At 60.5% G+C, this 25,239-nt stretch carries 27 protein-coding genes, 1 tRNA gene and 1 pseudogene; 17 read left to right on the top strand and 12 right to left on the bottom strand.

The features are described from left to right. Window positions 1–326 (bottom strand): annotated as a pseudogene (locus E3374_RS17635) (IS5/IS1182 family transposase); the annotation flags it as partial. A gap of 38 nt (window positions 327–364) precedes the next feature. Between E3374_RS17635 and E3374_RS10150 the strand changes: the two are divergent. The 7 genes from E3374_RS10150 (at window position 365) to E3374_RS10120 (ending at window position 6,817) form a co-directional block, all read left to right on the top strand. Then, window positions 365–3,076 (top strand): hypothetical protein, encoded by a 2,712-nt coding sequence (locus E3374_RS10150; RefSeq protein ID WP_136688979.1) that lies wholly within the window; start codon window positions 365–367, stop codon window positions 3,074–3,076. Window positions 3,077–3,079: 3 nt separating this feature from the next. After that, on the top strand, window positions 3,080–3,523 hold the full coding sequence (locus E3374_RS10145; RefSeq protein WP_136688978.1) for a hypothetical protein: 444 nt from the start codon (window positions 3,080–3,082) through the stop codon (window positions 3,521–3,523). Window positions 3,524–3,753: 230 nt separating this feature from the next. Beyond that, the gene (locus tag E3374_RS10140) at window positions 3,754–4,212 is read left to right on the top strand and encodes a hypothetical protein (RefSeq protein WP_136688977.1); all 459 of its coding nucleotides are present in this window, start codon (window positions 3,754–3,756) and stop codon (window positions 4,210–4,212) included. 49 nt (window positions 4,213–4,261) lie between these two features. Further along, on the top strand, window positions 4,262–5,095 hold the full coding sequence (locus E3374_RS10135) for a hypothetical protein (RefSeq protein WP_136688976.1): 834 nt from the start codon (window positions 4,262–4,264) through the stop codon (window positions 5,093–5,095). A 124-nt stretch (window positions 5,096–5,219) separates the two neighbouring features. Further along, complete coding sequence (locus E3374_RS10130) at window positions 5,220–5,567, top strand: hypothetical protein (protein ID WP_136688975.1); 348 nt, start codon at window positions 5,220–5,222, stop codon at window positions 5,565–5,567. A 188-nt stretch (window positions 5,568–5,755) separates the two neighbouring features. Beyond that, a complete protein-coding gene (locus E3374_RS10125; protein WP_136688974.1) occupies window positions 5,756–6,208 on the top strand; it encodes an Hsp20/alpha crystallin family protein in 453 nt (150 codons plus the stop codon). Window positions 6,209–6,259: 51 nt separating this feature from the next. Further along, window positions 6,260–6,817 (top strand): NUDIX hydrolase, encoded by a 558-nt coding sequence (locus tag E3374_RS10120; RefSeq protein WP_136688973.1) that lies wholly within the window; start codon window positions 6,260–6,262, stop codon window positions 6,815–6,817. Here the strand turns inward: E3374_RS10120 and E3374_RS10115 are convergent. Beyond that, window positions 6,790–8,958 (bottom strand): ATP-dependent DNA helicase, encoded by a 2,169-nt coding sequence (locus tag E3374_RS10115; protein ID WP_136688972.1) that lies wholly within the window; start codon window positions 8,956–8,958, stop codon window positions 6,790–6,792. The genes E3374_RS10120 and E3374_RS10115 overlap by 28 nt on opposite strands. 42 nt (window positions 8,959–9,000) lie before the next feature. Further along, complete coding sequence (locus E3374_RS17875; protein WP_282568466.1) at window positions 9,001–9,126, bottom strand: hypothetical protein; 126 nt, start codon at window positions 9,124–9,126, stop codon at window positions 9,001–9,003. Window positions 9,127–9,161: 35 nt separating this feature from the next. On the opposite strand from E3374_RS17875, the gene E3374_RS10110 reads away from it, so the two are divergent. After that, window positions 9,162–10,529 (top strand): ATP-binding protein, encoded by a 1,368-nt coding sequence (locus E3374_RS10110; protein ID WP_136688971.1) that lies wholly within the window; start codon window positions 9,162–9,164, stop codon window positions 10,527–10,529. 96 nt (window positions 10,530–10,625) lie between these two features. On the opposite strand, the gene E3374_RS10105 is transcribed toward E3374_RS10110, so the two are convergent. Beyond that, the gene (locus tag E3374_RS10105) at window positions 10,626–11,576 is read right to left on the bottom strand and encodes a cation diffusion facilitator family transporter (protein WP_136688970.1); all 951 of its coding nucleotides are present in this window, start codon (window positions 11,574–11,576) and stop codon (window positions 10,626–10,628) included. Window positions 11,577–11,650: 74 nt separating this feature from the next. Between E3374_RS10105 and E3374_RS10100 the strand changes: the two genes are divergently transcribed. Continuing rightward, entirely contained in the window at window positions 11,651–12,160 is a 510-nt protein-coding gene (locus E3374_RS10100; RefSeq protein ID WP_136688969.1) for a metallophosphoesterase, read from the top strand. Between the two features lie 108 nt (window positions 12,161–12,268). Here the strand turns inward: E3374_RS10100 and E3374_RS10095 are convergent, their stop codons facing one another. Beyond that, a complete protein-coding gene (locus E3374_RS10095; protein WP_136688968.1) occupies window positions 12,269–13,105 on the bottom strand; it encodes an ArsR/SmtB family transcription factor in 837 nt (278 codons plus the stop codon). Between the two features lie 198 nt (window positions 13,106–13,303). On the opposite strand from E3374_RS10095, the gene E3374_RS17870 reads away from it, so the two are divergent. The 3 genes from E3374_RS17870 to E3374_RS10085 all read left to right on the top strand — a co-directional run bounded on the left by E3374_RS17870 (window position 13,304) and on the right by E3374_RS10085 (window position 15,246). Next, on the top strand, window positions 13,304–13,432 hold the full coding sequence (locus E3374_RS17870; protein ID WP_282568465.1) for a DUF7859 family protein: 129 nt from the start codon (window positions 13,304–13,306) through the stop codon (window positions 13,430–13,432). 54 nt (window positions 13,433–13,486) lie between these two features. After that, window positions 13,487–14,587 carry an aminopeptidase gene (locus E3374_RS10090; RefSeq protein ID WP_136688967.1) on the top strand — a complete coding sequence of 367 codons (1,101 nt, stop codon included), beginning with the start codon at window positions 13,487–13,489 and terminating at the stop codon, window positions 14,585–14,587. Between the two features lie 143 nt (window positions 14,588–14,730). Further along, window positions 14,731–15,246, top strand: coding sequence for a helix-turn-helix domain-containing protein (locus E3374_RS10085; RefSeq protein ID WP_136688966.1), 516 nt, complete (start codon window positions 14,731–14,733; stop codon window positions 15,244–15,246). A 25-nt stretch (window positions 15,247–15,271) separates the two neighbouring features. On the opposite strand, the gene E3374_RS10080 is transcribed toward E3374_RS10085, so the two are convergent. The 3 genes from E3374_RS10080 to E3374_RS10070 form a co-directional block, all read right to left on the bottom strand. Continuing rightward, on the bottom strand, window positions 15,272–15,745 hold the full coding sequence (locus E3374_RS10080; protein WP_136688965.1) for a DUF6789 family protein: 474 nt from the start codon (window positions 15,743–15,745) through the stop codon (window positions 15,272–15,274). A gap of 340 nt (window positions 15,746–16,085) precedes the next feature. Beyond that, the gene (locus E3374_RS10075) at window positions 16,086–18,281 is read right to left on the bottom strand and encodes a glycoside hydrolase family 3 N-terminal domain-containing protein (RefSeq protein ID WP_136688964.1); all 2,196 of its coding nucleotides are present in this window, start codon (window positions 18,279–18,281) and stop codon (window positions 16,086–16,088) included. A gap of 125 nt (window positions 18,282–18,406) precedes the next feature. Beyond that, window positions 18,407–18,715: a DUF5789 family protein gene (locus E3374_RS10070; protein WP_136688963.1), complete on the bottom strand. Its 309-nt coding sequence runs from the start codon at window positions 18,713–18,715 to the stop codon at window positions 18,407–18,409. A gap of 145 nt (window positions 18,716–18,860) precedes the next feature. Here E3374_RS10070 and E3374_RS10065 point away from each other — a divergent pair, with 145 nt between their 5' ends. Beyond that, a complete protein-coding gene (locus E3374_RS10065) occupies window positions 18,861–19,358 on the top strand; it encodes an RDD family protein (protein ID WP_136688962.1) in 498 nt (165 codons plus the stop codon). Window positions 19,359–19,612: 254 nt separating this feature from the next. Here the strand turns inward: E3374_RS10065 and E3374_RS10060 are convergent. After that, a tRNA-Gln gene (locus E3374_RS10060) sits at window positions 19,613–19,685 on the bottom strand. 59 nt (window positions 19,686–19,744) lie between these two features. Then, a complete protein-coding gene (locus E3374_RS10055; RefSeq protein ID WP_136688961.1) occupies window positions 19,745–20,335 on the bottom strand; it encodes a homing endonuclease associated repeat-containing protein in 591 nt (196 codons plus the stop codon). 93 nt (window positions 20,336–20,428) lie between these two features. Between E3374_RS10055 and E3374_RS10050 the strand changes: the two genes are divergently transcribed. Continuing rightward, entirely contained in the window at window positions 20,429–21,112 is a 684-nt protein-coding gene (locus tag E3374_RS10050) for a helix-turn-helix domain-containing protein (protein ID WP_136688960.1), read from the top strand. 91 nt (window positions 21,113–21,203) lie between these two features. Further along, complete coding sequence (locus E3374_RS10045; protein ID WP_136688959.1) at window positions 21,204–21,383, top strand: hypothetical protein; 180 nt, start codon at window positions 21,204–21,206, stop codon at window positions 21,381–21,383. Window positions 21,384–21,445: 62 nt separating this feature from the next. Here E3374_RS10045 and E3374_RS10040 read toward each other — a convergent pair whose 3' ends face one another. Beyond that, window positions 21,446–22,228: a hypothetical protein gene (locus E3374_RS10040; RefSeq protein WP_136688958.1), complete on the bottom strand. Its 783-nt coding sequence runs from the start codon at window positions 22,226–22,228 to the stop codon at window positions 21,446–21,448. A gap of 139 nt (window positions 22,229–22,367) precedes the next feature. Here E3374_RS10040 and E3374_RS10035 point away from each other — a divergent pair, with 139 nt between their 5' ends. Then, on the top strand, window positions 22,368–22,970 hold the full coding sequence (locus E3374_RS10035) for an IMP cyclohydrolase (RefSeq protein WP_136688957.1): 603 nt from the start codon (window positions 22,368–22,370) through the stop codon (window positions 22,968–22,970). A 97-nt stretch (window positions 22,971–23,067) separates the two neighbouring features. Beyond that, window positions 23,068–23,727: a metallophosphoesterase family protein gene (locus E3374_RS10030; RefSeq protein ID WP_136688956.1), complete on the top strand. Its 660-nt coding sequence runs from the start codon at window positions 23,068–23,070 to the stop codon at window positions 23,725–23,727. Between the two features lie 52 nt (window positions 23,728–23,779). Here the strand turns inward: E3374_RS10030 and E3374_RS10025 are convergent, their stop codons facing one another. Then, on the bottom strand, window positions 23,780–24,958 hold the full coding sequence (locus E3374_RS10025) for an aspartate kinase (RefSeq protein WP_136688955.1): 1,179 nt from the start codon (window positions 24,956–24,958) through the stop codon (window positions 23,780–23,782). Window positions 24,959–25,239 lie beyond the last annotated feature (281 nt).

Raw genomic sequence — 25,239 nt, 5'->3', positions numbered from 1 at the left:
TCGAGATCAGTGAGAAACCGGTCAATGGTGTCTCTGGATGGCAGTTTGTCGAGTCCGCAGTAGTACCAGACGAGGCTGTGCTGGAGTTCTCGTGTGACCGGACGAGTGCCGTAGACGTTCTCGTAGTAGCAGTGCAGAAAGGCGCAAAAGAGGTCTGGTGGTTTATGAACTCGTATTCGCCTCCGGCGAACGGGGGCGAACACATCGTACTCCAGTAGAAACTCGAAATCAAGGTGCTCAAACAGCGGAACTGTCTCGGTAGCCGCTGCACTCAAGAACTCGTTGACCGAAGCTACGTTTTGCAGGGCGTTTGAGCTGCTGGACACAGTTTCCAAACCCTGCGGCCTCCCTTGGAAGGCTTTCTATGACAGGCTCATACGATTCAAGTAAAGTAAGTAATGAATCCGCACTCGTGGTTTACACGTTCAACGATACGAAGAATACCTTTCAACCCCTCTCATCCCAAGTATATCCCGAGAACAATACGGTGACGGCGCAGACGAATCACTTCTCTCCGTTCGTCGTTTTCGATCAGACGGAATGGCACGAATATCTTGATCGGCGAGCGGCTCATCAGGTCCGCCGGTCTGAGTCTGAATACGTCACGTTCCATGAGAAATTCAATAGCCTTGACGACTGGACATGTGCAAATATCCCACGAAACCCGAACGATCCGTATCTCGATACGCCGACAAAGGGTTTCTGTAAGGTGGTCAATGGCTCAGCAAAAGTTCAAGAGGAGACAAACCGGGCCCGATCTCTCAAACGGACAGTGTCCCTCCCCAGCCTCGAAGAAATCAACAATCAAAATCTGTATTTCAAAAGTTCTCTCCGGGCACACCTCGATGCGGAGTGGTCAAACGCACGGATCACAATGTCGATTCAGAGTGATAACGGCTCTGAAGATGCCCAACAGTCACGGACGATATATACATCGAGTAACGATTGGAGCAACGAAGATGAGACAATCTCGGCCGCGCCGAGAGTAAACATCACAGAGTACGCCGGCCAAGACGTACAGATCTCCCTCAAAGCGGATGGACGTTGGACCTATCAGTGGCAGGAAACGACATCGTGGATCTTAGTCGATTATATCAAGATCAGTACGGTGAAGAGCTGGGGTACGGACGACGATAACGACGGACTTCCGGACCGACTCGAAGAGCGCGGCGTGCCACTCGCGAATGGGAAGCGCCTCGAACTGTCGACGAATACGGACCGCTCGGAGTCAGGAATATGGGAGGGCTTCGATACTGACGGTGACGGCCTCTCGGATGGAGAAGAAGTGTTGATCGACCAGCCGGTATACACGAATACGAGCTATCGGGGGAAGACCTTCGTCGGTTACGAGTGGCGGTCACATCCGAAGAATCCCGATTCTGACGACGATGGACTGAACGATTCGACGGAAGTCGATGGCTGGACGATCGAAACGATCAACAGGAGCGGCGAGGCCTATCGGTGGGCCGAAAGCGTCGAAGAAGACGGGAACGGCGAGTTGAAAGTCACGTCCGATCCGCTCACCAAAGACACGGACGGCGACGGACTGACGGACGGAGCGGAGAAGGAACAGACGCATACGGATCCGCGCGATCCGGTGACGTACACACTTTCAAACGAGCAGGCTCGATTAATTCGAACCGTCGAGAGCAACAACGATGGCGGGCCGGAAAGCCTTCGGTTCGGGGCGGAAGCCTTCGGCGTCCCGCGATCACTCGCCAGAGAGGACGTGCAGGCTGAGCCAGGAGGGCTTACCGACAGGACCAGTGATTTCGATTTCGTCACTGACGATTCGGTGACCGACACCGGAACGCAGGGTCGCCGTACGTTCGACAGGCTAAGTTTCACTGCCCTGGACGGCGAGCTACGGACAGACACCTGGCTGCCGAATTGGGAGGAGTACTATCTGTCCGAAGTCGCTGACCAGTTCGGCCAGGCAGGCGACCTGGATCCGTGGGATCCGGACTCAGACGACGACGGATTGACCGACGGGCAAGAAATGGACGGTATCACGCGAGCACGGTCGGACACGTCCGGTGGAAAAATCGGGTTCACGCGGTATGACGTCTCTCCGGCAGATGTCGTCGACGGACAGTTGAATCCGACGGATCCAGACACGGACGATGACGGCTACTGGGACGGCTGGATCGGCGTCCACGGGGTGGAACGTTCCGAGAACGTGATCCTGTACATGGAACATCTGAAATTCGGTGATGGAATAGAAGGTGAAGAAATCGTTTCCGAACAGGTCGGCATTCATAAGGTAGACAGCAAAGATCCAGGGGTATTCCAAGGGACTGTGAAGTATCATTCAAATATACATATTGGGGAGTTACACTGGGGAACTAGTCCAGCGGACAATGACGGAAAAAGTAATGTTCCGGACCCAGCTCTCGATGTAGAAGTTGACTTCCATCAGAATGCACATCCTGACAAATTAAATCGAACTGAATGGGAACAAGGAATCGAGCAGAACTACAAATTATATGGAATTGACGTAGAGATCATCCGGGATGAAACAGTAACGGCCAAACTAGTCTCTAGCGAAATTCACACACTCGGCCGATTGCAATTAATTTCTACCACCTTCTCTGATCGGACTATTTCTGAATATATGTTTGTTGCGAAGAATGGGGCTGATCCCTTTACCGAGGGTGGAGCAGGAATAAATCTGCCAGGCATTTCTCCAAGAGACCATTCGATGGCAGTGTTCACTGAGCCGTATGTAGACGATGCATCAGCCATTGACAACAACCATACTCAGCTGCTTCAACAATCTCCTTATGAGAACAGTTTACAATTAGCTACTGCTCACGTCGCATTGCATGAGATTGCACATTCGCTACATATAGGGAGAGCAGATGATTCGCTTACGCGGGCACCTCTAAACAATGGAGAGATCTACAGCGGCAGAGACCACGGTGTCATTGATCTAACTGAGGAACGGGTTCAACCCGATGGAGACGGATGGTGGACAGTAATGGCATATGGCTATAATATTCCGTTGATCCACAATCAGCATGACTATACGTATTATGCCTTCTCGATTGAGGAGCTTTCAACAACAGGTGCATAAATTATGAAGAAGGCTATATTATTTATCATCGTTGTGTTGGCTATACTGATTTCAGGATGTGTATATTCTGATACGGGCAATGATGATCGCATAGCTTTCGACTGGAATATCACGGAAGACCCGGATGGAGAGTACCGAATTTCGGGGTTTCTATATAGTAAATCATGGGACCAGAATAACACTATACACGAGTTGAGAGTGCTGTTGTATGATGAGAATAGAGAGATTATTTTTGAACAATCACAGGATCGATATCACACGGAAGATAACAAATATATGAATATAAGTGTAAATGAAAAACCAAAATACATTGTTTTCACATCACCGAGTATTTGGGAATCAGATGATATATTGGTAGAGTATTATGTGTTAACAGCGGAAGGGCACTATGCCACGAAAGTAGTTTCAGACCCTGAATCACTGCCCGTCAATTTACCCGCAGAATGACGGCGTATCCCGTGCTCCTCTTACAATGGGGAAATATATAGCAGGAGAACAGATAGCCCAGACAGAGACTCGGACGATGGCCTTGAAGATCGGACTCCGGAAAGAATCGTACAACAAGGGGACGCTTGGTGGAGTGTGATGGCGTATGGATTCAACGATGGACTGATCCATCAGGAGGGACCCATAGCTTATTATGCCTTCTCAATTGAAGAATTGTCGACTGTCCAGTCATGACTGTAATCAGAAAGCTGATTCCAGTGATACTCATTTTATGTATTTTTCTATCTGGATGTTTATATATCGATGGAGGGGAAGACGATACAATTGCATTTGATAAAAATATTACTCAAACGAATACTGGCGAAGTGAGAATCACTGGATGGGTCTCTGGGCGCTCCTATGGGGAGAATAATACGATATCCAACTTTGAGATGCTCTTGTACAACACTGAAAAGAATCTGATCCACAGGGAACGACTTGGGACGTATTATACAGGCAGATCACTGAGGGTGAACGTCACTGTCAATAAGAAACCGAAGTATATCATCTTTTCTTCACCAGATATTTGGGAGTCCGACCCTATCGCTGTCCAATATTTCGTGTTACAGTCGGATGGATATTATAAGATAGAATCGACTGGGGGCACTGATCCACTCCCAGTTGCCCTACCGGAGGACCAAACGCCATAGGACGGATACTATCCACTCACAATAGATAGAATGTTTTTTCGATGGACGGTTGAATCCGATCGATCCGGACACGGACGGTGACGGCTACTGGGACGGCTGGCTCGGCGTCCACGGTGTCACCTATTCTAAGGACGTGATCCTGTACAGGGAACACTTACAAGATGGGAATGGAGTCAAGGGCGATGAACGAGTCGACGAGCAGGTCGGGATTCACGAGGTGGACGAGGTCGATCCTGGCGAATATCTCTACGGTAACGACACGAAATATCATTCGAATATCCACATTGGCGAAATGCACTGGCAAGACGACGATCCGAGCCAGAGGGGAGATCCAACTGACGAGGCAGTCACCCCCGATCCGTCACTCGACATCGAAGTTGATCGACACGTCGATGCTGATTCACGGGCACTCGATGTACTCGACGATGCAGAACAGAACTACGCACTATACGGGATGGATGTCGACTTCCACGTCGACCAGACTGCCGTCGACGACGATGATCTCACGGAATCGACGGTTCGCTGTTATGGACTGTATGGCGCCACAAATTGTGTCGAGGAAGAGAACGACTATACACCGCCGATTGCACTCACTGACGCACAGTGGATCGAACGTGAGTACCACGATAACCAATCGCGAGCCTACATGTTCGTCACGACGGAAGGTGGCGAAAATCCCAGTCCAATGATTACGGATTTCAGTGGTCGTCAGGGAATCGCCTCAACTGACGGTTCTGACTGGGCGTGGGGACAGATCGAAGGGTTCGGATTCGGGACACTCGTCCTCACTGCCGATCACACGGGATCGAGCACGCCGACTGATAACGCCCTGGAGAAGACATCAGGGATTCGGGACCTAAGCGCTTACAATGGAATGTCATGAGGTCAGGGTGAGGACCATGAGGTGGATGAAAGCGACCCTGGAGCGCGGCTAACCGAGAACGGATCGAATGGACTCCCAGCCAACAACCGCCACCGTCATTGGACAGCGCGATCTGAGGCGAAATATGGACGAAATCTGGTTCGTCGTCGGCGGGGGAGTCTTCGTCCTCTTGATCGTGGTGCTTCTGTGGTGGGGGCGGTCGTCTGATAAAGCCGCATCCAGGCAGGCACACGAGAGCGCCCAGGGTCGGGAGCCACCGGTCGAACTCGGCGAGATCTACGAGTTCGGCGTCGTCGAGTTCACCGATCACCACTCCGGCGAACGGATCGCCGTCGGGAAGGTCGAGGGGTTCGTCCTGTTCACTGAGGACGTCCCGGCCGACGTCAGCGAGGGCGACGTCATCCGCGGGAAGGTGCTTTCGTTCAACGAAGGACGGACCTCGGCGGATGCGACGTTCGTCGACAAACGCTGAAAAGCGGCGTCGAGAAACGCTGTGGGACGGGGAGTACCGGCGGAAACAGACTCGACGGCGAGACGGGAAATCCGATCAGGTCCCTCTGCGGGCTGTGACATTCCGGCGACAATGGCCTGATAACCGCCCCATGACAGCCAAAGTGATAGTTAAGTCCTTGGCCGACGTAAGTCAATGCGGAGAGACCAATGCCATCGAAACCCAATCCGTTCGACGAGATCGAGCGCATGTTCGACCGGATGAGCCGCCAATTCGAGTCCCTGGATCCGACGGACTTCGCGGGCTCGCTCGGAGGGATCCCCCTCAACATCCGCGACGAGGGCGAGACGTTCGTCGTCACTGCAGACCTGCCGGGCTACGAGAGTGAGGATATCGACGTGACGCTGCTCGATGCCACCACCCTTCGAATCAGCGCTGAGACGGAATCCGACGTGACGAGTGAGGACGAAACCGAGGGAGAAGAAGGCGTGTTCGTCCGCCGCGAGCGCCGCCAGCAGTCGGTCAGCCGGAGTGTCGCACTTCCCGACCGTGTCACTGAAGACGACACGGAAGCGTCCTATCAGAACGGCGTCCTCACGGTCACGCTTCCGAAGGAACAGACAGACGAGAGCGACAGTCGGACGATCCCCGTCAACCCGTGACGGCGCGAACAAATAGAGACTTCTTTGCGTGAGCCGATCGATCGATCGCCAATGACGTCGGCCCCAGCGTACTGTCCACATTGCGGAACGGTCCTCGTCGAGCGACAAAGAGAAGGACGATCGAGACGATTCTGTCCCGAATGCGAGTGGGTGGTCTACCGCAATCCGGATCCCGCGGCGGGCGTGCTCGTCGTTCGGGACGATCCCCCGTCGGTGTTGCTGGTCAAGCGGAGTAGTCCGCCCGCGACCGGCGCGTGGAGTCTCCCGGCGGGCTACCTGGAGTGGGACGAACCGGCACCCCAGGGTGCCGTCCGAGAACTGCGCGAGGAGACGGGCCTCAGTGTCGACGCTGAAGACATCTCGTTGCTGGCGACGCGACTGCGTCCGGGCGCCAACGGCGGCTATACGCTCGTCGTCGTCTACGTGACGTCGGCCGACGCTGTCTCTGGGACGTTGGCGGCAGGCTCGGACGCCGCTGCAGTCCGGTACTTCGAGTCGACAGAACTCGAATCGACCACGCTAGAGCCGGATTACCGGGCAGTGTTCGAGGAGGCCATCGAAACGGTTGCAGGACCGGACGATCAAGGAGCGGGCGGATCACCGTCGTAGGCGTCGAGATCGCGATAGAAGTTCAGCAAGGCGAACTTGAGTTTCTCCGAGTCTACGTCGATCATCTCGGCGCGTTCGGCCGGCGGGAAGGTACCCCGGACGGCGTATTCGGGCATTTCGATCTCGGCGTTCTCGGTGTAGCGTCGGTCGATCAGCACGCGTGCCCCGAAGTCCTCCGGTGATCGGATTACCCGCCCCATCGCCTGTCGGGTCTTGCGGACGGTCGGGATCTCGACGGCATAGCGCCAGCCGGCCTCCTCGCCGTCGAAGGCCGTCTCGTAGGCCGTCTGGACGGCTTCCATGCGCTCGTTGAGGTAGGGATAGGGGACGCCGACGACCAGGACTGTTCGGGCGTCGTCCCCGTCGTAGCTCACGCCCTCGCCCAGCGTCCCCCACAGCGAGGTGAACAGGATCCCGTCGTCGTCGTCCGTGAACGTCTCCCGTAACTCCTGGGCCCGAGTCCCGGGTTCGTCGAGGTATCGCGTCGCGTCGACGCGCACGCGGTCGTGATAGCGCTCGGCCTCCGCGTAACTCGGGAAGAACGCGAGGGTGTTGCCTGGCGTCATTCGGGCAGCGTCCTCGACGACGCTCGCGACGGTCTCCTGGAGACGTTCCTCGTCGCGTCGACTGGCGAACAGCGCCGGTGTGTCGACAGCGTATGTGCGCCGGCGTTCCGCCGGGAACTGTGGCCCGTAGGCCATCGTCGTCGGATCGTCGAGGCCGAGAACGTCCTCAGTCACGTCGAAGGGTCGAAGCGTCGCGCTCATGAGCACTGTCGCGTGGAGATCGTCGAACAGCCCGCGGGTGACACGCTGGGGAATGGCCGTATAGAGTTCCGCTCGCCCGTAGAGGTCGCCGTCGCCGGCCTCCCGGCGGACGCTGACCACTGGATAGAGACCCGATTCGTCGCTCTCATCCAGCCACGCGTCGAAAAAGGTCGCCGCCTGTAGCGTCGGACACTCCTTGCGCGTGCTCGCCTCGCCCTCCTTGAAAGCTTCCTCGTACTGTTGATCGAGTGCCTGACCGAGTTCGATCGCGTTCTCTAAGTCCTCGCGAACGCCCGGACCGGTGTAGTTGCGGAGGATCGACAGGGTGAGATCGTCACGACGATCGTCGTTGTCGATCGCGAGGTCGTGCCAGTCCTCGTCGACGGTCTCGCGCTCGCCAAAGGCCAGCGTGTCCTCGTAGGTGTCCTGTAGGGCCGTGTGGATGGTCCCGAGGACGTTCGTCGCGGCATCGGCTCGCGGATCGTCACTCCCTTCGAGTTCGTCGATGGCGCGTTCGATCGTCGGTTCGGCGAGCGTCCGCCGGGCGTGCTCGCGGGCAGCGTCGGCGACGTTGTGGGCCTCGTCGAAGACCGCGATCACGTCGTCCGGATCCCGGCCGAGCCAGCGGAAGAACTGTTCGCGGACGAACGGGTCCAGCAGGTGATGGTAGTTGCAGATCACCAGGTCGACGCCGTCGATGCCGTCCTTCAGGAGTTCGTATCCGCAAAATCCCTGTCGCTCGGCGTACTCGTATACCTCGTCGGGCGTACGGACATCGTCGTAGAGCCACGCGTAGAAGTCGTCGGTATTGCCCGTGAGGTTGTGATAGTAGTAGTCACAGGTTGATTGCTCTTCGCGAAGGGTTTCCAGTTCCTCGCCCACGCTCTGGAGTTCGTCCATGATCGCCGAGCGGGCCTCGGCCGCCTCGCCGTCGCCCGCTTGGCTCTCTTCTAAGAGGTCGCGCTGGCGGCGTTCAAGGTTGGCCCGTTCTCTTTCGGCGTCGACGAGGTCGTGAGTCGTGTCCCGGAGGGCCTGGCACTCCTCGTAACCGACGTCGATGTGACACATCGATGCCTTGCCCCGGAAGACAATCGCACGGATGGACTCCCGTCGGTTGATCGCCCGGGCCTCCTCGACGAACTGGCGCATCTGCTGGTGGACGTTGGTCGTGATGACGACCGTCTTGTCCGTGCGGCGTGCGTGTTCGAGGGCGGGCGTCAGTGCCGCCAGCGTCTTCCCCGTGCCCGTTGCCCCCTCAAGCAGGACGTCTGACTCCTCGGTCAGCGCCTCGCCGATACCCTCGATGGCCTCTCGCTGGTGGTCGTAGGGCTCCTCGTAGGGGAAGAAACGTTCGTAGTCCGGATCGGACGCCACGAGCGGTGATTCGAGGCAAGATGACAAAAGCGTTCGCTCGCGTCAGGCGCGGGTCTCGGGTTCGACGGAGACTTTCTTGACCGACTCGGCGGCGGCCACCAGTGCGTCCTTGATGGCCACGATCGACTCGTGGTGGCGAGTTCTGGACCGGAGGCCGTCGGTGGCCACAAGCTTATATTATCGTGAGTATATTACGTTAACGTATGACCGAGGGGTTCGTGGACCGGACGGACGAACTGGACTTCCTGCGGGAGAAGGCTCGTTCGGACGGGTTCGAGCTTATTCTCGTGTATGGACGACGGAGAGTGGGCAAGACAGAACTGGTGAAGGAAGTCATCGGAGAGTGTGACGGGATCTATCACGTCGTCGTCGAGGAGGAGGGGAGCAGGCAACGAGAGAGTCTCGTGGAGTCTCTCTCGAAGGGCGTCTCGGGTTATACGCCGGCCGTGGAGGACTGGGAAGACGTTTTCGAGTGGTTTGTCACAGTCTGCGACGGGGAGGTCCTGGTGATCGACGAGTTCCCGCGGTTGATCGCAGAAGACGACTCGATTCCCTCGCGGTTTCAGAAGTTCGTCGACGAGTACCTGCAAACGACCGCCACGACGCTGATCCTGACGGGGTCCTCGATCGGGATGATGGAGGATCTGATGGCCTATGAGAACCCGCTCTATGGGAGACGGACGGGGCAGATTGACCTCCGTGCGTTCAGTTTCCGGGACGCAATGGCCCTACTACCGGGCGAGTTCGAAGAGCAGATCCGGTTTTACAGCGTGTTCGGGGGGATCCCGTTCTACCTCGACCAGATCGTTGCGGAGAAGACGCTGATGGAGAACGTCCGGGATCGGGTCTGTGATCGGAACGCAGTATTGAACCAGGAGCCCCGCATGCTGGTGAAACAGGAGTTCAGGAGTCCCGCTCGGTACCTATCGATTCTGGAGTCCGTCGCCTCCGGAAAGACGAGACCGAAACGGATCGCCGACGACACCGATATCCCGCTACAGAGCATCTCGAAGTATCTCACCAAACTCGAGTCGATCCGTCTCCTGGAGCACACGAAGCCGGTCACGTCCCGGAACTCGCGATCCCGGGACGGGATCTATACACTCGGGGATAACTTCTTCGCGTTCTGGTACCGGTTCGTCTACCCGAACATGTCGGACGTCGTTCGCGATCCGGACGCGTTCGTCGACGGTCTCGACGTGCGTCAGTTCGTCGGGAGACAGTTCGAAGACATCTGCAGAGAGGTGATCGACGTCGAAGCGGACTACGCCAAGATCGGTGGATGGTGGTACGACGAGGACGAGATCGATGTCGTCGCGCTGGACGAGGATCGCGAGCGGATACTCTTCGGTGAGGCGAAGTGGCGGTCGGACGAAGTCGGTTCGGACGAACTCGAGCGGTTACGAGCCAAGGCGGACCGAGTCAGGTGGCGATCCGACCAGCGGGAGGAACGATACGCACTGTTCTCGAAGCGTGGATTCAGCGAGCGACTGCTGGAAGAAGGGTCCGGGACAGCGGTGGAGCTATACGATCTCGAGAGAATAGAACGAATCCTGACGGTGGCGAGATAGTGATAGCCGACATGAACTATCGGGCGATCTCTGTGCTCCTGTTCAAACAATGACGGAGCGAGAAGCGAGTGAAAATCGCGAGGGTCGGCCCGGCGTTCATGATCGGGTCTCGGGTTCGACGTAGACTTTCTTGACCGACTCGTCGGCGGCCATCAGTGCGTCCTCGATAGCCGTAATAGTCTGGTCCATCTCGTCGGTGTCCAGTTCGGGATCGAACGCCACGTCGGCGGCAACCAACACCCGCTCAGTCCCGAACAGCACAGTCCGGAAGTCGACGATCTCCCGGACGCCAGCCCCCTCGGCAACGATCTCGCGAAGTCGTCGCTCGTCCTCCAGTGGGAGACTCTCGCCGAGTAACAGGCGCTTGTTCTCCCAGGCCAGGGCGACAGCAAACCCCATCAGCATGACCCCGATCAACAGCGCGGCGGCCGCGTCGTAGGCCGGGTTCCCGGTCTGTCGGGAGAGGAAGATCCCGAACAGGGCGATGCCGGCACCACTGAGCGCGATTGTATCCTCGGTGAGGGCCGTCAGCGTCGTCACGTCGCTGGTCTTTCGGAACGCTTCGCGAAAGCCCGACCAGTCGTTCTCGTCGATCTGGGCAGCCATGACGCGGTAAGCTTTGACGAAGGCGTAGGTCTCGAAGACGATCGCGCCCAACAGGACGGCATAGCTGACATAGACGGGTTCGATGACGTACCCGAACAATTCCGGGGCCTGGGCCTCGACACCGTGGCCCCCTTCGGTCAACTTCGAGTAGCCGTGTTTGACGCTCTCCCAGCCCGCGATCCCGAAGAGGAACACCGAGACCAGAAACGAGTAGAAGAACTGGGCTTTCCCGTAGCCGAACGGGTGGCGGCGATCGGCCTCGCGGGCCCCGTAGCGGATGCCGATCAGCAGGAAGACCTGGTTTCCGGTGTCCGATATCGAGTGATACGTTTCCGAGAGCATCGCGGCGCTCCCGGTCAACAGGAATGCACCGAACTTCATCAGTGCTATCGCACCGTTGGCTATCAGCGCTGCGATCACGACGGAGCGACTGCCGGCCATGGGATACGCTGCGCCGGGAGTCACAAGTAGATCGGGGTCGAGGCGGTTTTGAGCGGGGCAGTCGTCCATCCGATATGCTCACTGCCCTTGGTGACACCCACGGGACCGTGAACCTGCGGTTGAGTGACCGTGCAAGAACGGTACTCGAAGAGGCGGAACTCCTGGTCCACGTCGGAGACTTCACGACACTGGCAGTCTACGATGGGTTCAAGGAACGGGCGAGAGAGTTGATCGCCGTTCACGGGAACAGCGATACGGCCGAGTTACGTGGTCGACTCCCGGCGGTACGGACCGTCGACTGGGTGGACTGGAGGCTGCTGGTTGTCCACGGTCACGAACACGACCGAACGTCCCTGCCGTTGTTGGCCCGAGAACGGGGGGCCGATCTCGCGATCGTCGGGCACACTCACCGGCCCGGGATCGAACGGGTGGGTGACCTACCGATCGTGAAACCGGGGAGCCACGCCGACCCGCGGGGCGGCCCCCCGACACACGCGGAGTTGCGACCTGGAAGGGGGACACTGACGGTCGAAGTCCGGACTGGGGAGGGCGAAACGGTCGACCGCGAACGAATGATGGGGTGAGATGATCGGGGAACGTGCGGTCTGGAGGGCCAAAGCGGGTCAGCGCACTTCGATCAACGGGAGGGAGGATAAAAGTCACACCGGAGGATCAAAGAGTCGTTTGACCCATCAACCCCAGACGTACCAGAGGACACCGATCACGACCAGCGCCGTGATCCCACCGGCGAAAAAGAGCAAGCCCGGCGGGAGTCCACTGCCCCCGTCCGGGACTGCGGTCGTCACGGTGTCGACGGCCTCGGTCGCCGTCTCGATCGGTCTCCGCGTCGCGGTGGCCGTCGGTGCCTCCGTCGCCGTCTCTGGGACCGTCTCCGTTGCAGTAGCCGTCGCTGTCTCGACGGCCGTTTCTGTGGCAGTGCTCATCGGCGTTTCGACAGCCGTCTCCGTCGCCGTGACCGTCGGTGACTGCGTGCCTGCCCCGGTCTGTGCGGTCTCGGTGAGGGCGTCCGTCGATGTGGTGTTCACGTTCCCACCCGCAGGTGGCGCTCCGCCGCCGAAGCCGGGATCGCCGCGGTTCCCGAACAGCGACTGGACGATGACGCTGGCAAGCGCGAGCACGCCGATCCCGCCGAGGAGTCGGGAGAGGGCCTGCCGCAGAGTCGGCGTGCGGGACTGCTCGCCGGCGAAGATGACTAAGGGGCGGTCGGCCGGCGCGTAGACGTCCATCTCTCGACCCTTCTCGGAGTAGACGGTGTCGACAACCTCGACCGCACCGGCCTCCGCGAGGTTCTCGAGGTGATACTGGACGTTCTGGAGGCTGGTGTCGACGCGGTCGGCGAGTTCGGAAGGCGGGGCCGATTCCTCGTGGAGAGCGGTGAGGATCTCACGGGCCGTTTCCGAGGACAACGCCGCGATGAGGTCGTCGGCCGCGTCGCTATCCACCCCGATGACCCGCGGGTTGGACTCCTCTGTGGCCGACGTGTCCGGCTCGGAGGGCAACAGGGACATGCTCGCACCAAGGTCCGGAAGGAGAGACCAAAAACGTCCGGGGAAGACAACGAATGGGCCCCAGCCTCAACTCGACCGGCTTGGGCTGATCGAGCGTTCCGGTCCGGGCAAGACGACGAGTGGACCTCAGCCGTGACGGCCCTGGACGACGGGTCGAACGACGAAACACCTATGCCACCCCGAGCGCAACCGGCGTGCATGGTCGATCCGGTACTGGTCGCGATCGTCATGGTCCTGCTTGCGTTCGTCTTCTTCGTCTACCTGTTCCTCCGACGGATCGCGACCGGGTTCAGCGAGGGCATGCGCGAGGGAAAACGCGGCGGCTAGGTTGCGACGGCGTGACGAAACTGGTTTGCCCACGGATCGAGAAGGGGACGGCGCATGGATCCACGCATCCGCGAGCACGCACAGCTGATCGCCGAGGCGATCGACCTCGGCGAGGGTGACAATTTCCTCATCAAGAGTGAACCCGCGGCCGAGGACCTCGTCGTCGCCCTGTACGAGATCGCCGGCGATCGCGGCGCTCACCCCGTTTCGATCCGGACGAACCGAAGCGGCCGCGCCATCCGGAACTACCTCCGGGCGGCCGACGACGCCGGGATGGAGTTCGAAACGCCGCCCCACGAGGAGGCGCTGGTCGAGGCCGCTGACTGCCACGCCGTGATCCGCTCTCACGCCAACGTCACTGAGTTAGAGGACGTCCCTCCCGAGGTCAATTCGGCCTACGAGAAGGCCCACCAGCCGATCCTCAACGAGCGGCTAACCGACCGCTGGACGCTCACTCAGCATCCGACGCCCGCCGACGCCCAGCTCGCGGAGATGAGCACCGAAGCCTACGAGAACTTCGTCTACGACGCGATCCTCAAAGACTGGGACGAACAGCGGGACTTCCAGTCCCAGATGGTCGAGATCTTAGAGGACGCAAGCGAGGTCCGCATCGTCAGCGGCGACACCACCGACGTTACCATGTCCGTCGCAGGCAATCACGTCATCAACGACACGGACAGCCACAACCTCCCCGGTGGCGAGGTGTTCACCGCCCCAGTTCCCGACAGCGTCGAGGGCGAAGTCCTCTTCGACAAGCCGGTCTACCGCCGGGGCCGGGAGATCACTGACGCCCGACTCGTCTTCGAGGACGGCGAGGTCGTCGAGCACAGCGCCTCGAAGAACGAGGAGCTGCTCACGAGCATTCTCGACACCGACGAGGGGGCGCGTCGCCTTGGGGAACTCGGGATCGGAATGAACCGCGACATCGACCGATTCACGTACAACATGCTCTTCGACGAGAAAATGGGTGACACCGTCCACATGGCCGTCGGTCGTGCCTACGAGGACAACATCGGCGCTGGCAACGAACAAAATGAGTCGGCCCAGCACGTCGACATGATCGTCGACATGAGCGAGGACAGCTGCATCGAAGCCGACGGCGAAGTGGTTCAGGAAGACGGGACGTTCGTCTTCGAAGCGGAGTGTGAACAATAGCCGCCGAACGCGAACAGCGGGCACGGATGTTTCGACACGAGCGAGAACGGATCGTCGAAGAGAACTGTCGGAAACCCAGTAGTGCGATCCGGAATATCGAGCGGATACTTTTGTAACTGTATCACGAATACGTTGCCAGAACAATGAGTTCACCGTCCGATTCGAAGCTGTTCGAGTGTGAATCGTGTGGTAACTTCGGGTTCGGAGACGGCAAAATCGTCTGTTGTGAGGAACGCATGCAACCGGTCGAGGAGGATCGCAGCGTGAGCGACCCCTCTCTCGAAGAGTTGCTGGCGACCGTCTTCGACATGTCCGAAACCGAGATGGACATCTGTCTGTGCGTCATGGAAGGGGGCGAACAGACCGTGCCGGATCTGGCCGAACAGGTCGGCTACGATCGGAGTAGCGTCTCTCGCCACCTCGAACACCTCGTCGAACTAGGAGTGATCGATCGGCGGCGACGACTCCTCGAATCGGGCGGCCACATCTACGTCTACACGCCGAACGGAGCGGACGAAGTGTCCCGCAGTCTTAGAGATGAGTTCGCGGGTTGGGTGAAAGACGCTGCCGTACTCATCGATTCGTTGAGTCGTGAGAAAGTGCAAGCCATGGTGGCGAGTGAGACGCAGGATCCCCAGTGGAAAATTTACCAGAAGTGACAGGTTCCGATCGAACGGTGAGCAGTCAGGGTTCGTCGGCAGCGACGGCGTACCCGACGCTCAAGACGAGTCCGTAGACGACGTGCCAGAACAGCGACGGCGGGGCGAAGTTGGGGAACGGGGGTGACGCAGGAGAGCCGACGACACTGAGCCAGAGGGGCATGAGAACTGCGGCAAGTGCGAGCCAGGTGAGAATGCCCCAGACGATACCGAAGCCGGCCACCCGTCCGTTCGAATCGAACCCCAGGACCTCGACGAGAGCGGCAAATCCGAGACCCAGCACCGCGCCGTGGAAGACGTGTACCCCCATACCTACCGGCACGTTCGGCGGAGGGGCCAGTGTGTACAACGATGGGATCGCCACTGCAATCACCGCTTCGTTCATCGCGATCATCAGCGCGCCCATCACCAGTGCACCCGCGATCCCGCCCAGGAATCCTGCCATCCATTCGGCCGACTGTACGTCAGTCTGAACTCGATGACCTGTTTCGGTGGCCATACGTTACCATCCCACTGTGATACTATATACCGACTGAGGACGTGCAACGAGCGATCACACCCCCGAAATAGTTTTATATGAGAAGGGGACGGTTGTCCCGAAGAGGCCGATTACTCGTTCGAGTCTGGCGTGGCGAACTCAGTCACGGATGTTCGTACGGTCTCCACCCCGGTTTCGAGCCGACAGTTGCCGGGATGGGTACGCCAGACAACCGCTCATATGGATTATTGTCGTGATGTACCGGTATCCGTCGCCCCCCGGGTCGGCGTCATCCGGAAATAATATACAATAATCCGTATGACATGTGTCGTCATCCACGTAGTGACGCTCCAGAGCACCACTATTCGACCAGCGTGAACCGTTCGGTGTGGACGATGTCGTCGGCGGCGTGACCGACCATGAGGTCGAACTCGCCCGGTTCGGCCGCCCACTTCTCGTCGTCGGTCCAGAACGCTAGATCGTCCTCGTCGATCTCGACCGTCACCTCGGCGGTTTCGTCGGGTTCAAGTTCGACTGTCTCGAAGGCGACCAGCTCCTTCTCGGGACGGGAGCGGCTCCCCACGAGGTCCTGGACGTACAGCTGGACGACGTCCCGACCGGCGACGTCGCCAGTGTTCTCGATCGTGACGGTCGCCTCGAGGGCCTTCCCGGATGGGAAGGCATCCGAAGCGAGCGTCAGATCGGTGAACGCGAAGTCGGTGTAGCTCTCTCCGTGACCGAACGCATACAGCGGATCGTTGGGTACGTCGAGGTATTTCGAGACGTAATCCTCCTCGCTGTCTTCGGCCGGCCGCCCCGTCGGCAATCGATCGTGGGCGACCGGAATCTGCCCTTCGGTGTAGGGAAAACTCATCGGCAGATGACCGCTCGGGACGACCTCGCCAGTCAGCGTCCGGGCGATCGCCGGTCCCGCCTCCGTTCCGGGGTGCCAGACGTCCAGGATGGCCGGGAGGTGGTCGTCGAGCCACTCGACCGCCAGCGGACGGCCGTTCATCAGCAGCGCGACCACGGGTGTCTCAGTTTCGTGAACCGCTTCGAGGAGTCGACGCTGGTCGCCGGGCAGGTCGATGTGTGCCCGACTGGCGGCCTCACCGACCATGTCCGCGGGCTCGCCAACCACTGCCACGACGACGTCTGCCTCCTCGGCGATGTCGCGTGCTTCGTCCAGACTCTCCGCCGTGACCTCACCCGGCAGGTCGTAGCCGGGTGCGTACGGAACGTCGCCAAAGTGATCGTCGAGGCCCGCACGGATCGTCGTCACGTCCTCGGGCTCGCCACCCCAGGCCCACGCGCCCAGGGTGTCCTCGGCGCTATCGGCCAGCGCACCCACGAGACCGACCTCGGTGTCCTCGGTGAGCGGCAAGACGCCTTCGTTCTTCAGCAGGACGAACGACCGTTCGGCGACCTCGCGGGCGGTTTCGCGGTGGTCCTCGGTGAGGGTGACTGCCTTCCGACGCTCTTCTTCGAAGTAACGATAAGGGTCCTCGAAGAGACCGGCAAGCCCCTTCACCCAGAGAACGCGTTCGACGGCGTCGTCGAGCCGCGACTCCGGGACGTCGCCGTCCCGGACGAGATCGGGCAGTTCTTCGAGGAGGACTTCGCTGACCATGTCGATGTCTGAACCGGCCAGCATGGCCAGCTTCGCGGCCTCGCGCTCGTCCGCCGCGACGCCGTGGGGAAGTTGCTCACCGAATGAGTTCCAGTCCGAGACCATCGCCCCCGCAAAGTCCCACTCCCCCTTGAGAACGCCCGAGACGAGATCTTCGTTACCGCTGGCGGGGATGCGTTCGATCGTGTTGAACGCATTCATGACCGTCGCGACGCCTTCCTCGACGGCAGCCTCGAACGGCGGGAGATGTCGCTCTCTGAGGGCCGTCTCTGCGACGTTGACCGTGTTGTAGTCACGACCCGCCTCGGAGGCGCCGTACCCGGCGAAGTGCTTCGCACAGGCCAGCATCGTATCCGCTTCCGTGAGGTCCTCCCCCTGGAAGCCGCGGACGCGAGCGCGGGCGAACGCACTCCCAAGGACGGGGGACTCGCCGGCCCCCTCCATGACCCGGCCCCATCGGGGGTCACGGGAGACGTCGACCATCGGCGCGAACGTCCAGTGATGGCCGTCGGCGCTGGCCTCCGTCGCGGCCACCCGCTCGGCGCGTTCGGCAAGGTCAGGTTCCCAGGTAGCGGCCTGGCCCAGCGGCGTCGGGAAGACGGTCCGGTAGCCGTGGATCACGTCGAAGGCCATCAACAGTGGGATTCCCAGTCGCGACTCCTCGACGGCGAATTCCTGTAGGTGCTGTTTGGCTTCGAGCCCCTCCGCGTTGAGTACCGACCCGATCTCCCCGTCGGCGATCGCCGCTTCGAGGTCTTCGTTGCCGTCTTCCGGCCCCATCACGAAGCTGACCGAACGCTGGTTCAACTGCCCGACCTTCTCCTCGACAGTCATTTCAGACAGTAACTCCTCGACCCGGTCGGCGATGGTCTCCCGTCGCTGCTCGTCGACGTACGTTCCGAGCGCGCTCTTCCCTGTTCCCGTCATTGTATCTTCAGTATTGGTCGAGCCATTTCAATCTTTGTAGAATAATTTCATCTACCTAGGGCACCGCGGTCGGAAGGCCTTCTACCGCGGAGATGTCCCGTGGAGCCAGAGACGATCGGCCCCCTTCACAGAGAGAGTGGCTCGCGCCACTCCGTGCCCGGAACCGGCGGATCGCGGTCGCTGTAGTACTTCCGGCCGATGGCTCCCTCGCTCAGGGACCCAAGCAGCGCCTCTCGTGCCTCCCGCGGCGTCCGCAGTTCGCCGGCGTTACACCGACCGATCGCCTCCGCGATCGTCTCCTCCCCGGACTGTAATTCGACCGTCCGTTCCCCACATGTCTCGACCACCTCCTCGCAGTCGGTCGGGTACGATACCCCTTCGAAGACCGTCTCGATGTCGAGATACATCACGGGCACGTTACTTCCGAATGCCAATGTATACCACTCCCACATATCGTGGTCTTTTAAGTTTGCGTAGGCGATGATCGCTCGCGATCGGACGGTATCAGACGCTTACAGGCCGTGTTCGCTGGGATCGATCGTCCAAACGATAATATAGTCGCGCTGCGATCACGGAACGATGGCTACCATACGTTCGCCGGACGAGAGTGCATCGCCCGGTCCGACCAGACTCCACCTCGCGTCGTGGTGGAATCGCTTCTTCGCGTGGTTGATCGACGTCATCCTGGTCGGTGGCGTCACCTCGACAGTCGGGGACGTGGCCGGCGTCTACTCGCTGACTGTCGGTGAGTTCTCGGCGACGCTCCCACTGCTGAGTATCAACGGCCTGGTATTTTGGGTGTACTGGACCGTTCTCGAAGGGTATCACGGCCAGTCAGCGGGCAAACTCGTCATGAGTATCGCCGTGACAGACGAACGCGGCGGGGACATCGACTACGTCACTGCCGCCATCCAGAGTTTCGGGAAGGCCTTTCTGCTCCCGCTGGACTGCCTGATCGGCTGGCTTGCGATGAGCGGCGAGTACGTCCGCGTGTTCAACAGGCTCTCGGGCACGATCGTGGTCGAACAGGCGGATGCCGGCTCGCCCGAGGACGTCGAGTACGTGAAGCCGGACTGACGATTTTGCGGATTCGAACCGACTGATCGCTCGCTATGCTCGCGGTTGCACCGCTCGCCATCCGAGACGCTCCTGCCGGTCGCATCTCGCCTCGCTCGCTTTCCGGGGTTCGAACCACGGGACTATTCGCTCGTCACGTCCGTTCGTCGCAAAATGGTCCTGGGAGGATTCGAACCGCAGTCACTCCGCGACGCTCCGCTCCTTGCTTCGAATCTCAGGGATAATTGCGACTCACGAGTTTGTTCGTCGCAAAGTAGTCCTGGGAGGATTCGAACCTCCGTCGAGGGCCCCAGAAGCCCTCATGATTGGCCACTACACCACAGGACTGCGTGTACTCGAAGTCTGGCGGTTCCACAACTAAACACTGTCGCTTTAGCACAGACCTGTCACTCGTTCCCGACCGCCGAATCCGCAAGTTCGGGGATCTCGTAGTGTTCCTTCCGATGACAGTTGGCACACAGTACTCGACAGCGATCGATCTCGTCTTCGATCTTCTCTTTCGCGTATCCGTTGATGACCATCCTCGAGACGCCGAGTGTTTTCTCGTCTGCGTTTACGTGATGAAAATCGAGCGCCGCCGGATCGCCTTCGCCACAGCGCTGGCAACGACAGTGTTCGGCTTTGTAGTCGTGTAACCACCCGCGAAGTCTCTCCCGCCGGCGGTCCTTCTTGGCGATGTCCCGCTCCCGATTCTTGTAGTACCATCGCATGTTCCCGGACAACTCTTCCCAGTCCTTCTCGGGCGGGAGTTCGACCCAGTCCGGCTTGGGCTGGACGTCGGGCCCGCCGTTCTCCCCTTGCTCGTGAGTCGTCAGCCCTGCCGCTTCTTTCGCCTCGTTCCACCCGCCGACGACCCGTAGAACCGTCGACGCCGACGGCGTCATGCCGAGGGACTCGTACTGCGCCTTCGTCGGGGACGTTCCGAGTCGTTCAGCCGCGTCCCGGAACGCCCGGAGGCACTCATCCCGACTCGTCATAGCCTGGGGTTCCCTCTCTCCCGGACAAAAAGTCGCGGGTCGGGTCCTCCGGCGAGTCGAAACGGGAATGTCCGACCGCCCCGTAGCGGGCGTGTGAACCAGTCGACCATCATCGCGGAACTCGACGTCGCTTCCTCACGCGTCGTCCTCGGACCGACGCTCGCGAGTGACCTCGACGTCACGGTCTACGCCGAGCGGTTGCCCGTCTCTCATGAAGATTCCACCTGGTTTCACGTGACAGTCCTGGCCGCCGATTTCGGGGCCTTCGAGGACGCCCTCGAATCGGACCCGACCGTCGCCGACAGTGAGGTGTTCGCCGCCTACGGCGACCGACGGACTTACCGACTGACGATCGCCCCGGACGTCCCGGTGATGACCGAACACGTCGCCAGTTTCGGCGACGAACTACTCGACCTGCGCTCGACTGATGACGGTTGGCGCGTCCGAATCCGGACGACCGATCGCGCTTCGATCCGTGCGTTTCTCGAGTTCTGTGCCGACCAGGACATCGACTGCCGACTCGCCCGCGTCTTCGAGGCGAGTGAACCGGTCGGCGAGATGCCGGTCCCGGTCGAACGCGACGCCTTCGAGATCCTGGCTGCTGCCTTCGAGACCGGTTACTTCGAGGTCCCACGGGAAACCTCCCTGGCCGAACTCGCCGAACACTTCGGGGTCTCCGAGTCGACGATGTCCGTTCGACTCCGGCGGGCACTGGGCCACGTCGTCGGGAGTCTCGTTTCCGGTGACGCGAGCACCGACTCGAGTGAAACCGTGTGATCGCTCTCCGGTTCCGTCGATGTTCTCTTTATAAATGCCGGAGTAGTTCGACGGAGGTGGTATCCAGTGGCGTCTCTTACCATTTATCGACATGCAACGGAAAACGTCTGTCGATGCTGGGGACGGCCCCAACGCGAGGTCTGTCGATACTGGAGACGACCTCAACGAGAGCGCCGATATCCGGTTGACCGTCGACGTCGCCGGCCGGCGACTCGTCTATGCCGAAAGCGATCTGGAGACGATCGGATTCAGTACGAACGAGTTATACTGAGACGGATTATTGTCGATTATTTCCGGATGACGCCGACCCGGGGGGCCACGGATACCGGTACATCACGACAATAATCCGTATGAGACCTCTTTGAGATGTTCAGATTCGGCGGCGATCTCTTCGTTGAATGCCTCGACGAATCCCGGGAAGTCCGGCGCGTGAGCGCGTAGATCCCGTACGGATGGCGGTTGATACTGCGAAAGGAGATAGATCCCGCCCTCGCCGCCGACCCGAAGATAGCTCGTCCGGCCGTCTTCCCATTTGAGTTCCCAGCGGGAGCCGTGAGAGGCGCTGGAACTGGTGCGTCCCGATCCAGCGGCGCCACCGTCGTCGGTCACGCGGGCCGAGAACGTCCCGTAGTCCCCACCCTCGTAGCGCTGGAGCTGGCGGGCCATGGCGTCGGTCGCCTCGCGCATCGCCCCGAGGATGCGTTCGCGTTCCGCGACCACGTCGTCGACCGACTCGACGGCGGGAAAGTCACTCTCTACGTCGTCGAGCACCCCCTCCAGGGATCGGACGTGCTCGTTGAACGCCGCGACGAAGGCGTCGTAGTCGGCCATCGCCGTGGCGAGGGCATCCGGTTCGGGCGGTTGCTGTGTCGAGACGACGTAGGTATCCGCACCCCGCCCGTCGAACTGGAGGTACTGGACGTCGCCGGCTTCGTATTTGAGTGTCCAGGTTCCTGCGTCCGTCTCGAAGTCCGCTTTCCCGTAGTCGCCACCCTGCAGACGGGCGAGTTCGCGCGCGATCTGGCCGGCGTGTTCGGTGACCGCGTCGACCACCTCGTCGCGGCGCTCGGCGGCAGCCTCAGTTCCGACGATCTCGCTGTCCAGGCCAGTCGTCATCGACCATGTAGAGGGTCCCGGGCCGAATGAACGCACCGGATTGGACGCTGTCGAATCCCAAAGTGACAACGTTTCCGAGCTCTCGGCGTGGATCTCACAAACCGACACCTACTTTCCGGTCTCGGCCTGAGCAGCGAGCATGTACGTCGGACGATTCCTCGTCGTGGCCCCGGAGGTCGGCGCGTATCGCGTCTCCTCCCGCTCGTTTCCCAACCGGAAGGCCGTCGATCGCGACGGGACGATCACCGTCGGCCCGACCGCGGACGCCCCCGAGATGGACAATCCCTACATCTCGTACAACTGCGTTCGATTGACTGACCGCGGTGTAGTGATCGGCAACGGCAGCCACGTCGATCCCATCGCCGAGAAACTCGCGCTCGGAACGCCGGCCCGGGACGCGCTGGCCGATCCCTTGCAGGCGCTTGACTTCGAGAAGGACGACTACGACACGCCCCGGATCGCCGGGATCGTCGGCGTCGAGGAATCGGATCCAACGGCGGGTGAGGCAGGCGCAGCCATCGGAATCGTTCGTCGGGACGCTCTCGTCGTGGAGGCCGTCGAGGAGCCGACGCTCGTGGCGACCTACGAGCGCGACGATCCGGTCCCGTTCGATCTCGGTGCGAGTGACGCTGCGAGTGTAGCGAGGGAAGTCTACGATCACGACTTCGAACACGCGGTCTGTGCGGCCGGCGTCTCGGGATCGGCCGGCGATTTCGAGACGGCGATCGTCAACAGAGAGTGATCTCCGCCGAGTCGAGACGCCGAGATAAGTATAATACTAACGTTATATCCGGAGATCGGGAACTACTTCTAACTATGTCGAGTCTAGACGGGAGACTGTGAAAATCGCCGTCATCTCCGATGTCCATTCGAACAAAGTCGCTCTCGAGGCCGTCGCGGCGGACATGCCCGCGGTCGACCGGGTCGTCTCGCCCGGCGACGTGGTCGGGTACGGCCCATGGCCGGGCGAATGTCTCGAGTGGATCCGCGAACGAGACGTACCGACCGTTCAGGGGAACCACGATCGGGCCGTCGCCACCGGTTCGTATCCGGGGTTCAACGACCTGGCAGCCGCGGGCGTCGAATACGCGCGCGACCGTCTCTCCACGGAGCAACGCGAATGGCTCGGCGACCTCCCCACGGAACGACGGCTCTTCGATGGTCGGGTGAAGATCGTCCACGGTCACCCCGAGAACCCTGATCACTACACGTATCCCGGGGAGTTCGGACCCGACATGCTCGGCGAGGAAGACGTCCTGCTTCTTGGACACACGCACGTCCAGCATCACGAACGATACGAGGAGGGGATCGTCTGCAACCCCGGCAGCGTCGGCCAGCCACGCGACAGCGATCCAGGGGCGGCATACGCGATCCTCGACCTTGACGCGATGACTGTCGAGCAACGACGCGTCGAGTACGACGTGGGGACGGTCATCGACGCTGTCGCCGAGACCGGGCTTCCGCGACGGATCGGGACGCGCCTCGAGACGGGCCGTTGAGCGGCCGACATCGAGAGCCGCTTCGAGACGGGGTCAGTGGACCGGAAGCCGACTAGAGGGCGTCCTGAACGAGACCGAGCGCCTGTTCGCGATCCTCCCAGGGGACGAACACGGAGATCGAGGTCGCGCTGGTGATGACGTCGAAGAGGTTGATGTGGGCTTCAGAGATCGGGTCGATCACCTGTTTGACTGCACCTGGCTGGTTCGGCAGGCTGCCGCCGGTCACCCGGATCACCGCGATATCGTGTTTGACGGTGATGCTCGAGAGGGTCTCGTCGTCGACGACTTGCTCGTGGAGGACCGACTCGGCGTCCTCGGCGACCGCGGTATCGAGGTAGAACGTGATCGAGTCCATCCCGCTGGAGACCGCCTCAACGTTGATGTCCTCCTCGGCCAGCGCCGTCGAGAGGTCCGCGAGGATGCCCGCCTGGTTTCGGATCGCCCGCCCGGCGACAGTGACACAACACAAGGTGTTCTCCTGGAGGTCGATCAGTTTCTCGAACTCGCCCTCGATGGAGGTCCCGCCGGTCAGGAGGGTATCGTGCTGGTAGTGGACGACCCGGACGTCCATGTTCCCGTCCTTGTAGGATAGTGCCGACGGCGCGACGACTTCCGCACCGCGAAAGGAGAGGTTCCGGAGTTCGTCGACGGAGATCTCCCCGACGTTGCGAGCGCCCTCGACGACCCGGGGGTCGCCCGTCATGACGCCCTCGACGTCGGTGACGATGATGACCTCGTCGGCGTCCATGTACTTCCCGAGCATCACGGCGGTCGTGTCACTGCCGCCACGGCCCAGCGTCGTGGTGTTGCCACCCTCGTCGGCGGCGATGAACCCGGTGATGACGGGGACCACGTCCTTCATCCGGCCGGCCAGGGCGTGGGCGCGTTTCTTCGTCTCCTCGACATCGACCTCGCCGTACTCGTCGGTAATCACCGGCCATTCTTCCTCTCCGGGTTCGAAGAACTCCGCCTCGATCCCGCGGGCCGCGAGGGCGCCCTTGAGCATCCGGACCGAGGTGCGCTCGCCCATGCTGACGATCTCGGCGCGATCGGCCTCGTCGGCCTCGAACTCGATGTCTCCGAGCAGTTCGTCGGTCGTCGAACCCATGGCGCTGGCGACGACCGCCACCTCGTGGCCCTGCTCGGCCACTTTCGCGATCGAGTCCGCGGCCCGTTCGATCCGTTCACCGCTACCCAGACTCGTCCCGCCGAACTTCACTACGACGCGCATCGGTTCTTACTCCCCGGGTTCGTGTGAGTCATTGTGCATCCTGATTGGCGTCCGGTCGAATAACTGCTTTCATTCGTGTTCGGCAACGGCCTCGAGCAGTATCGGGGTTCTGGCACTCGCTCCTCGCTACCTCCACCGTTGACCTTGCCGCGGCCGGTCGATGCGCTCGAGTCTCGCTCCGCTCGGCCCGAGCGCATCGCTTCTTCTTCGACGGGCTGCTCGCCCAACGGCGTCCGCTCGACGACTGTCCCAGTCCCACCTTTTCCTCCTCGGGTCGCCTC

The organism is Halorhabdus amylolytica (assembly GCF_004944975.1).
Classification (GTDB): Archaea; Halobacteriota; Halobacteria; order Halobacteriales; family Haloarculaceae; genus Halorhabdus; species Halorhabdus amylolytica.
Note: the sequence above shows the minus strand (reverse complement) of the source record. Positions and strands in the feature narration are given on the sequence as shown.

Coding starts and splice junctions, on each gene's coding strand:
- E3374_RS10150 (WP_136688979.1), top strand. CDS start 365: ATGACAGGCTCATACGATTCAAGTAAAGTAAGTAATGAATCCGCACTC.
- E3374_RS10145 (WP_136688978.1), top strand. CDS start 3,080: ATGAAGAAGGCTATATTATTTATCATCGTTGTGTTGGCTATACTGATT.
- E3374_RS10140 (WP_136688977.1), top strand. CDS start 3,754: ATGACTGTAATCAGAAAGCTGATTCCAGTGATACTCATTTTATGTATT.
- E3374_RS10130 (WP_136688975.1), top strand. CDS start 5,220: ATGGACGAAATCTGGTTCGTCGTCGGCGGGGGAGTCTTCGTCCTCTTG.
- E3374_RS10125 (WP_136688974.1), top strand. CDS start 5,756: ATGCCATCGAAACCCAATCCGTTCGACGAGATCGAGCGCATGTTCGAC.
- E3374_RS10120 (WP_136688973.1), top strand. CDS start 6,260: ATGACGTCGGCCCCAGCGTACTGTCCACATTGCGGAACGGTCCTCGTC.
- E3374_RS10110 (WP_136688971.1), top strand. CDS start 9,162: ATGACCGAGGGGTTCGTGGACCGGACGGACGAACTGGACTTCCTGCGG.
- E3374_RS10105 (WP_136688970.1), bottom strand. CDS start 11,576: ATGGCCGGCAGTCGCTCCGTCGTGATCGCAGCGCTGATAGCCAACGGT.
- E3374_RS10100 (WP_136688969.1), top strand. CDS start 11,651: ATGCTCACTGCCCTTGGTGACACCCACGGGACCGTGAACCTGCGGTTG.
- E3374_RS10095 (WP_136688968.1), bottom strand. CDS start 13,105: ATGTCCCTGTTGCCCTCCGAGCCGGACACGTCGGCCACAGAGGAGTCC.
- E3374_RS17870 (WP_282568465.1), top strand. CDS start 13,304: ATGGTCGATCCGGTACTGGTCGCGATCGTCATGGTCCTGCTTGCGTTC.
- E3374_RS10090 (WP_136688967.1), top strand. CDS start 13,487: ATGGATCCACGCATCCGCGAGCACGCACAGCTGATCGCCGAGGCGATC.
- E3374_RS10085 (WP_136688966.1), top strand. CDS start 14,731: ATGAGTTCACCGTCCGATTCGAAGCTGTTCGAGTGTGAATCGTGTGGT.
- E3374_RS10080 (WP_136688965.1), bottom strand. CDS start 15,745: ATGGCCACCGAAACAGGTCATCGAGTTCAGACTGACGTACAGTCGGCC.
- E3374_RS10075 (WP_136688964.1), bottom strand. CDS start 18,281: ATGACGGGAACAGGGAAGAGCGCGCTCGGAACGTACGTCGACGAGCAG.
- E3374_RS10065 (WP_136688962.1), top strand. CDS start 18,861: ATGGCTACCATACGTTCGCCGGACGAGAGTGCATCGCCCGGTCCGACC.
- E3374_RS10055 (WP_136688961.1), bottom strand. CDS start 20,335: ATGACGAGTCGGGATGAGTGCCTCCGGGCGTTCCGGGACGCGGCTGAA.
- E3374_RS10045 (WP_136688959.1), top strand. CDS start 21,204: ATGCAACGGAAAACGTCTGTCGATGCTGGGGACGGCCCCAACGCGAGG.
- E3374_RS10040 (WP_136688958.1), bottom strand. CDS start 22,228: ATGACGACTGGCCTGGACAGCGAGATCGTCGGAACTGAGGCTGCCGCC.
- E3374_RS10035 (WP_136688957.1), top strand. CDS start 22,368: ATGTACGTCGGACGATTCCTCGTCGTGGCCCCGGAGGTCGGCGCGTAT.
- E3374_RS10025 (WP_136688955.1), bottom strand. CDS start 24,958: ATGCGCGTCGTAGTGAAGTTCGGCGGGACGAGTCTGGGTAGCGGTGAA.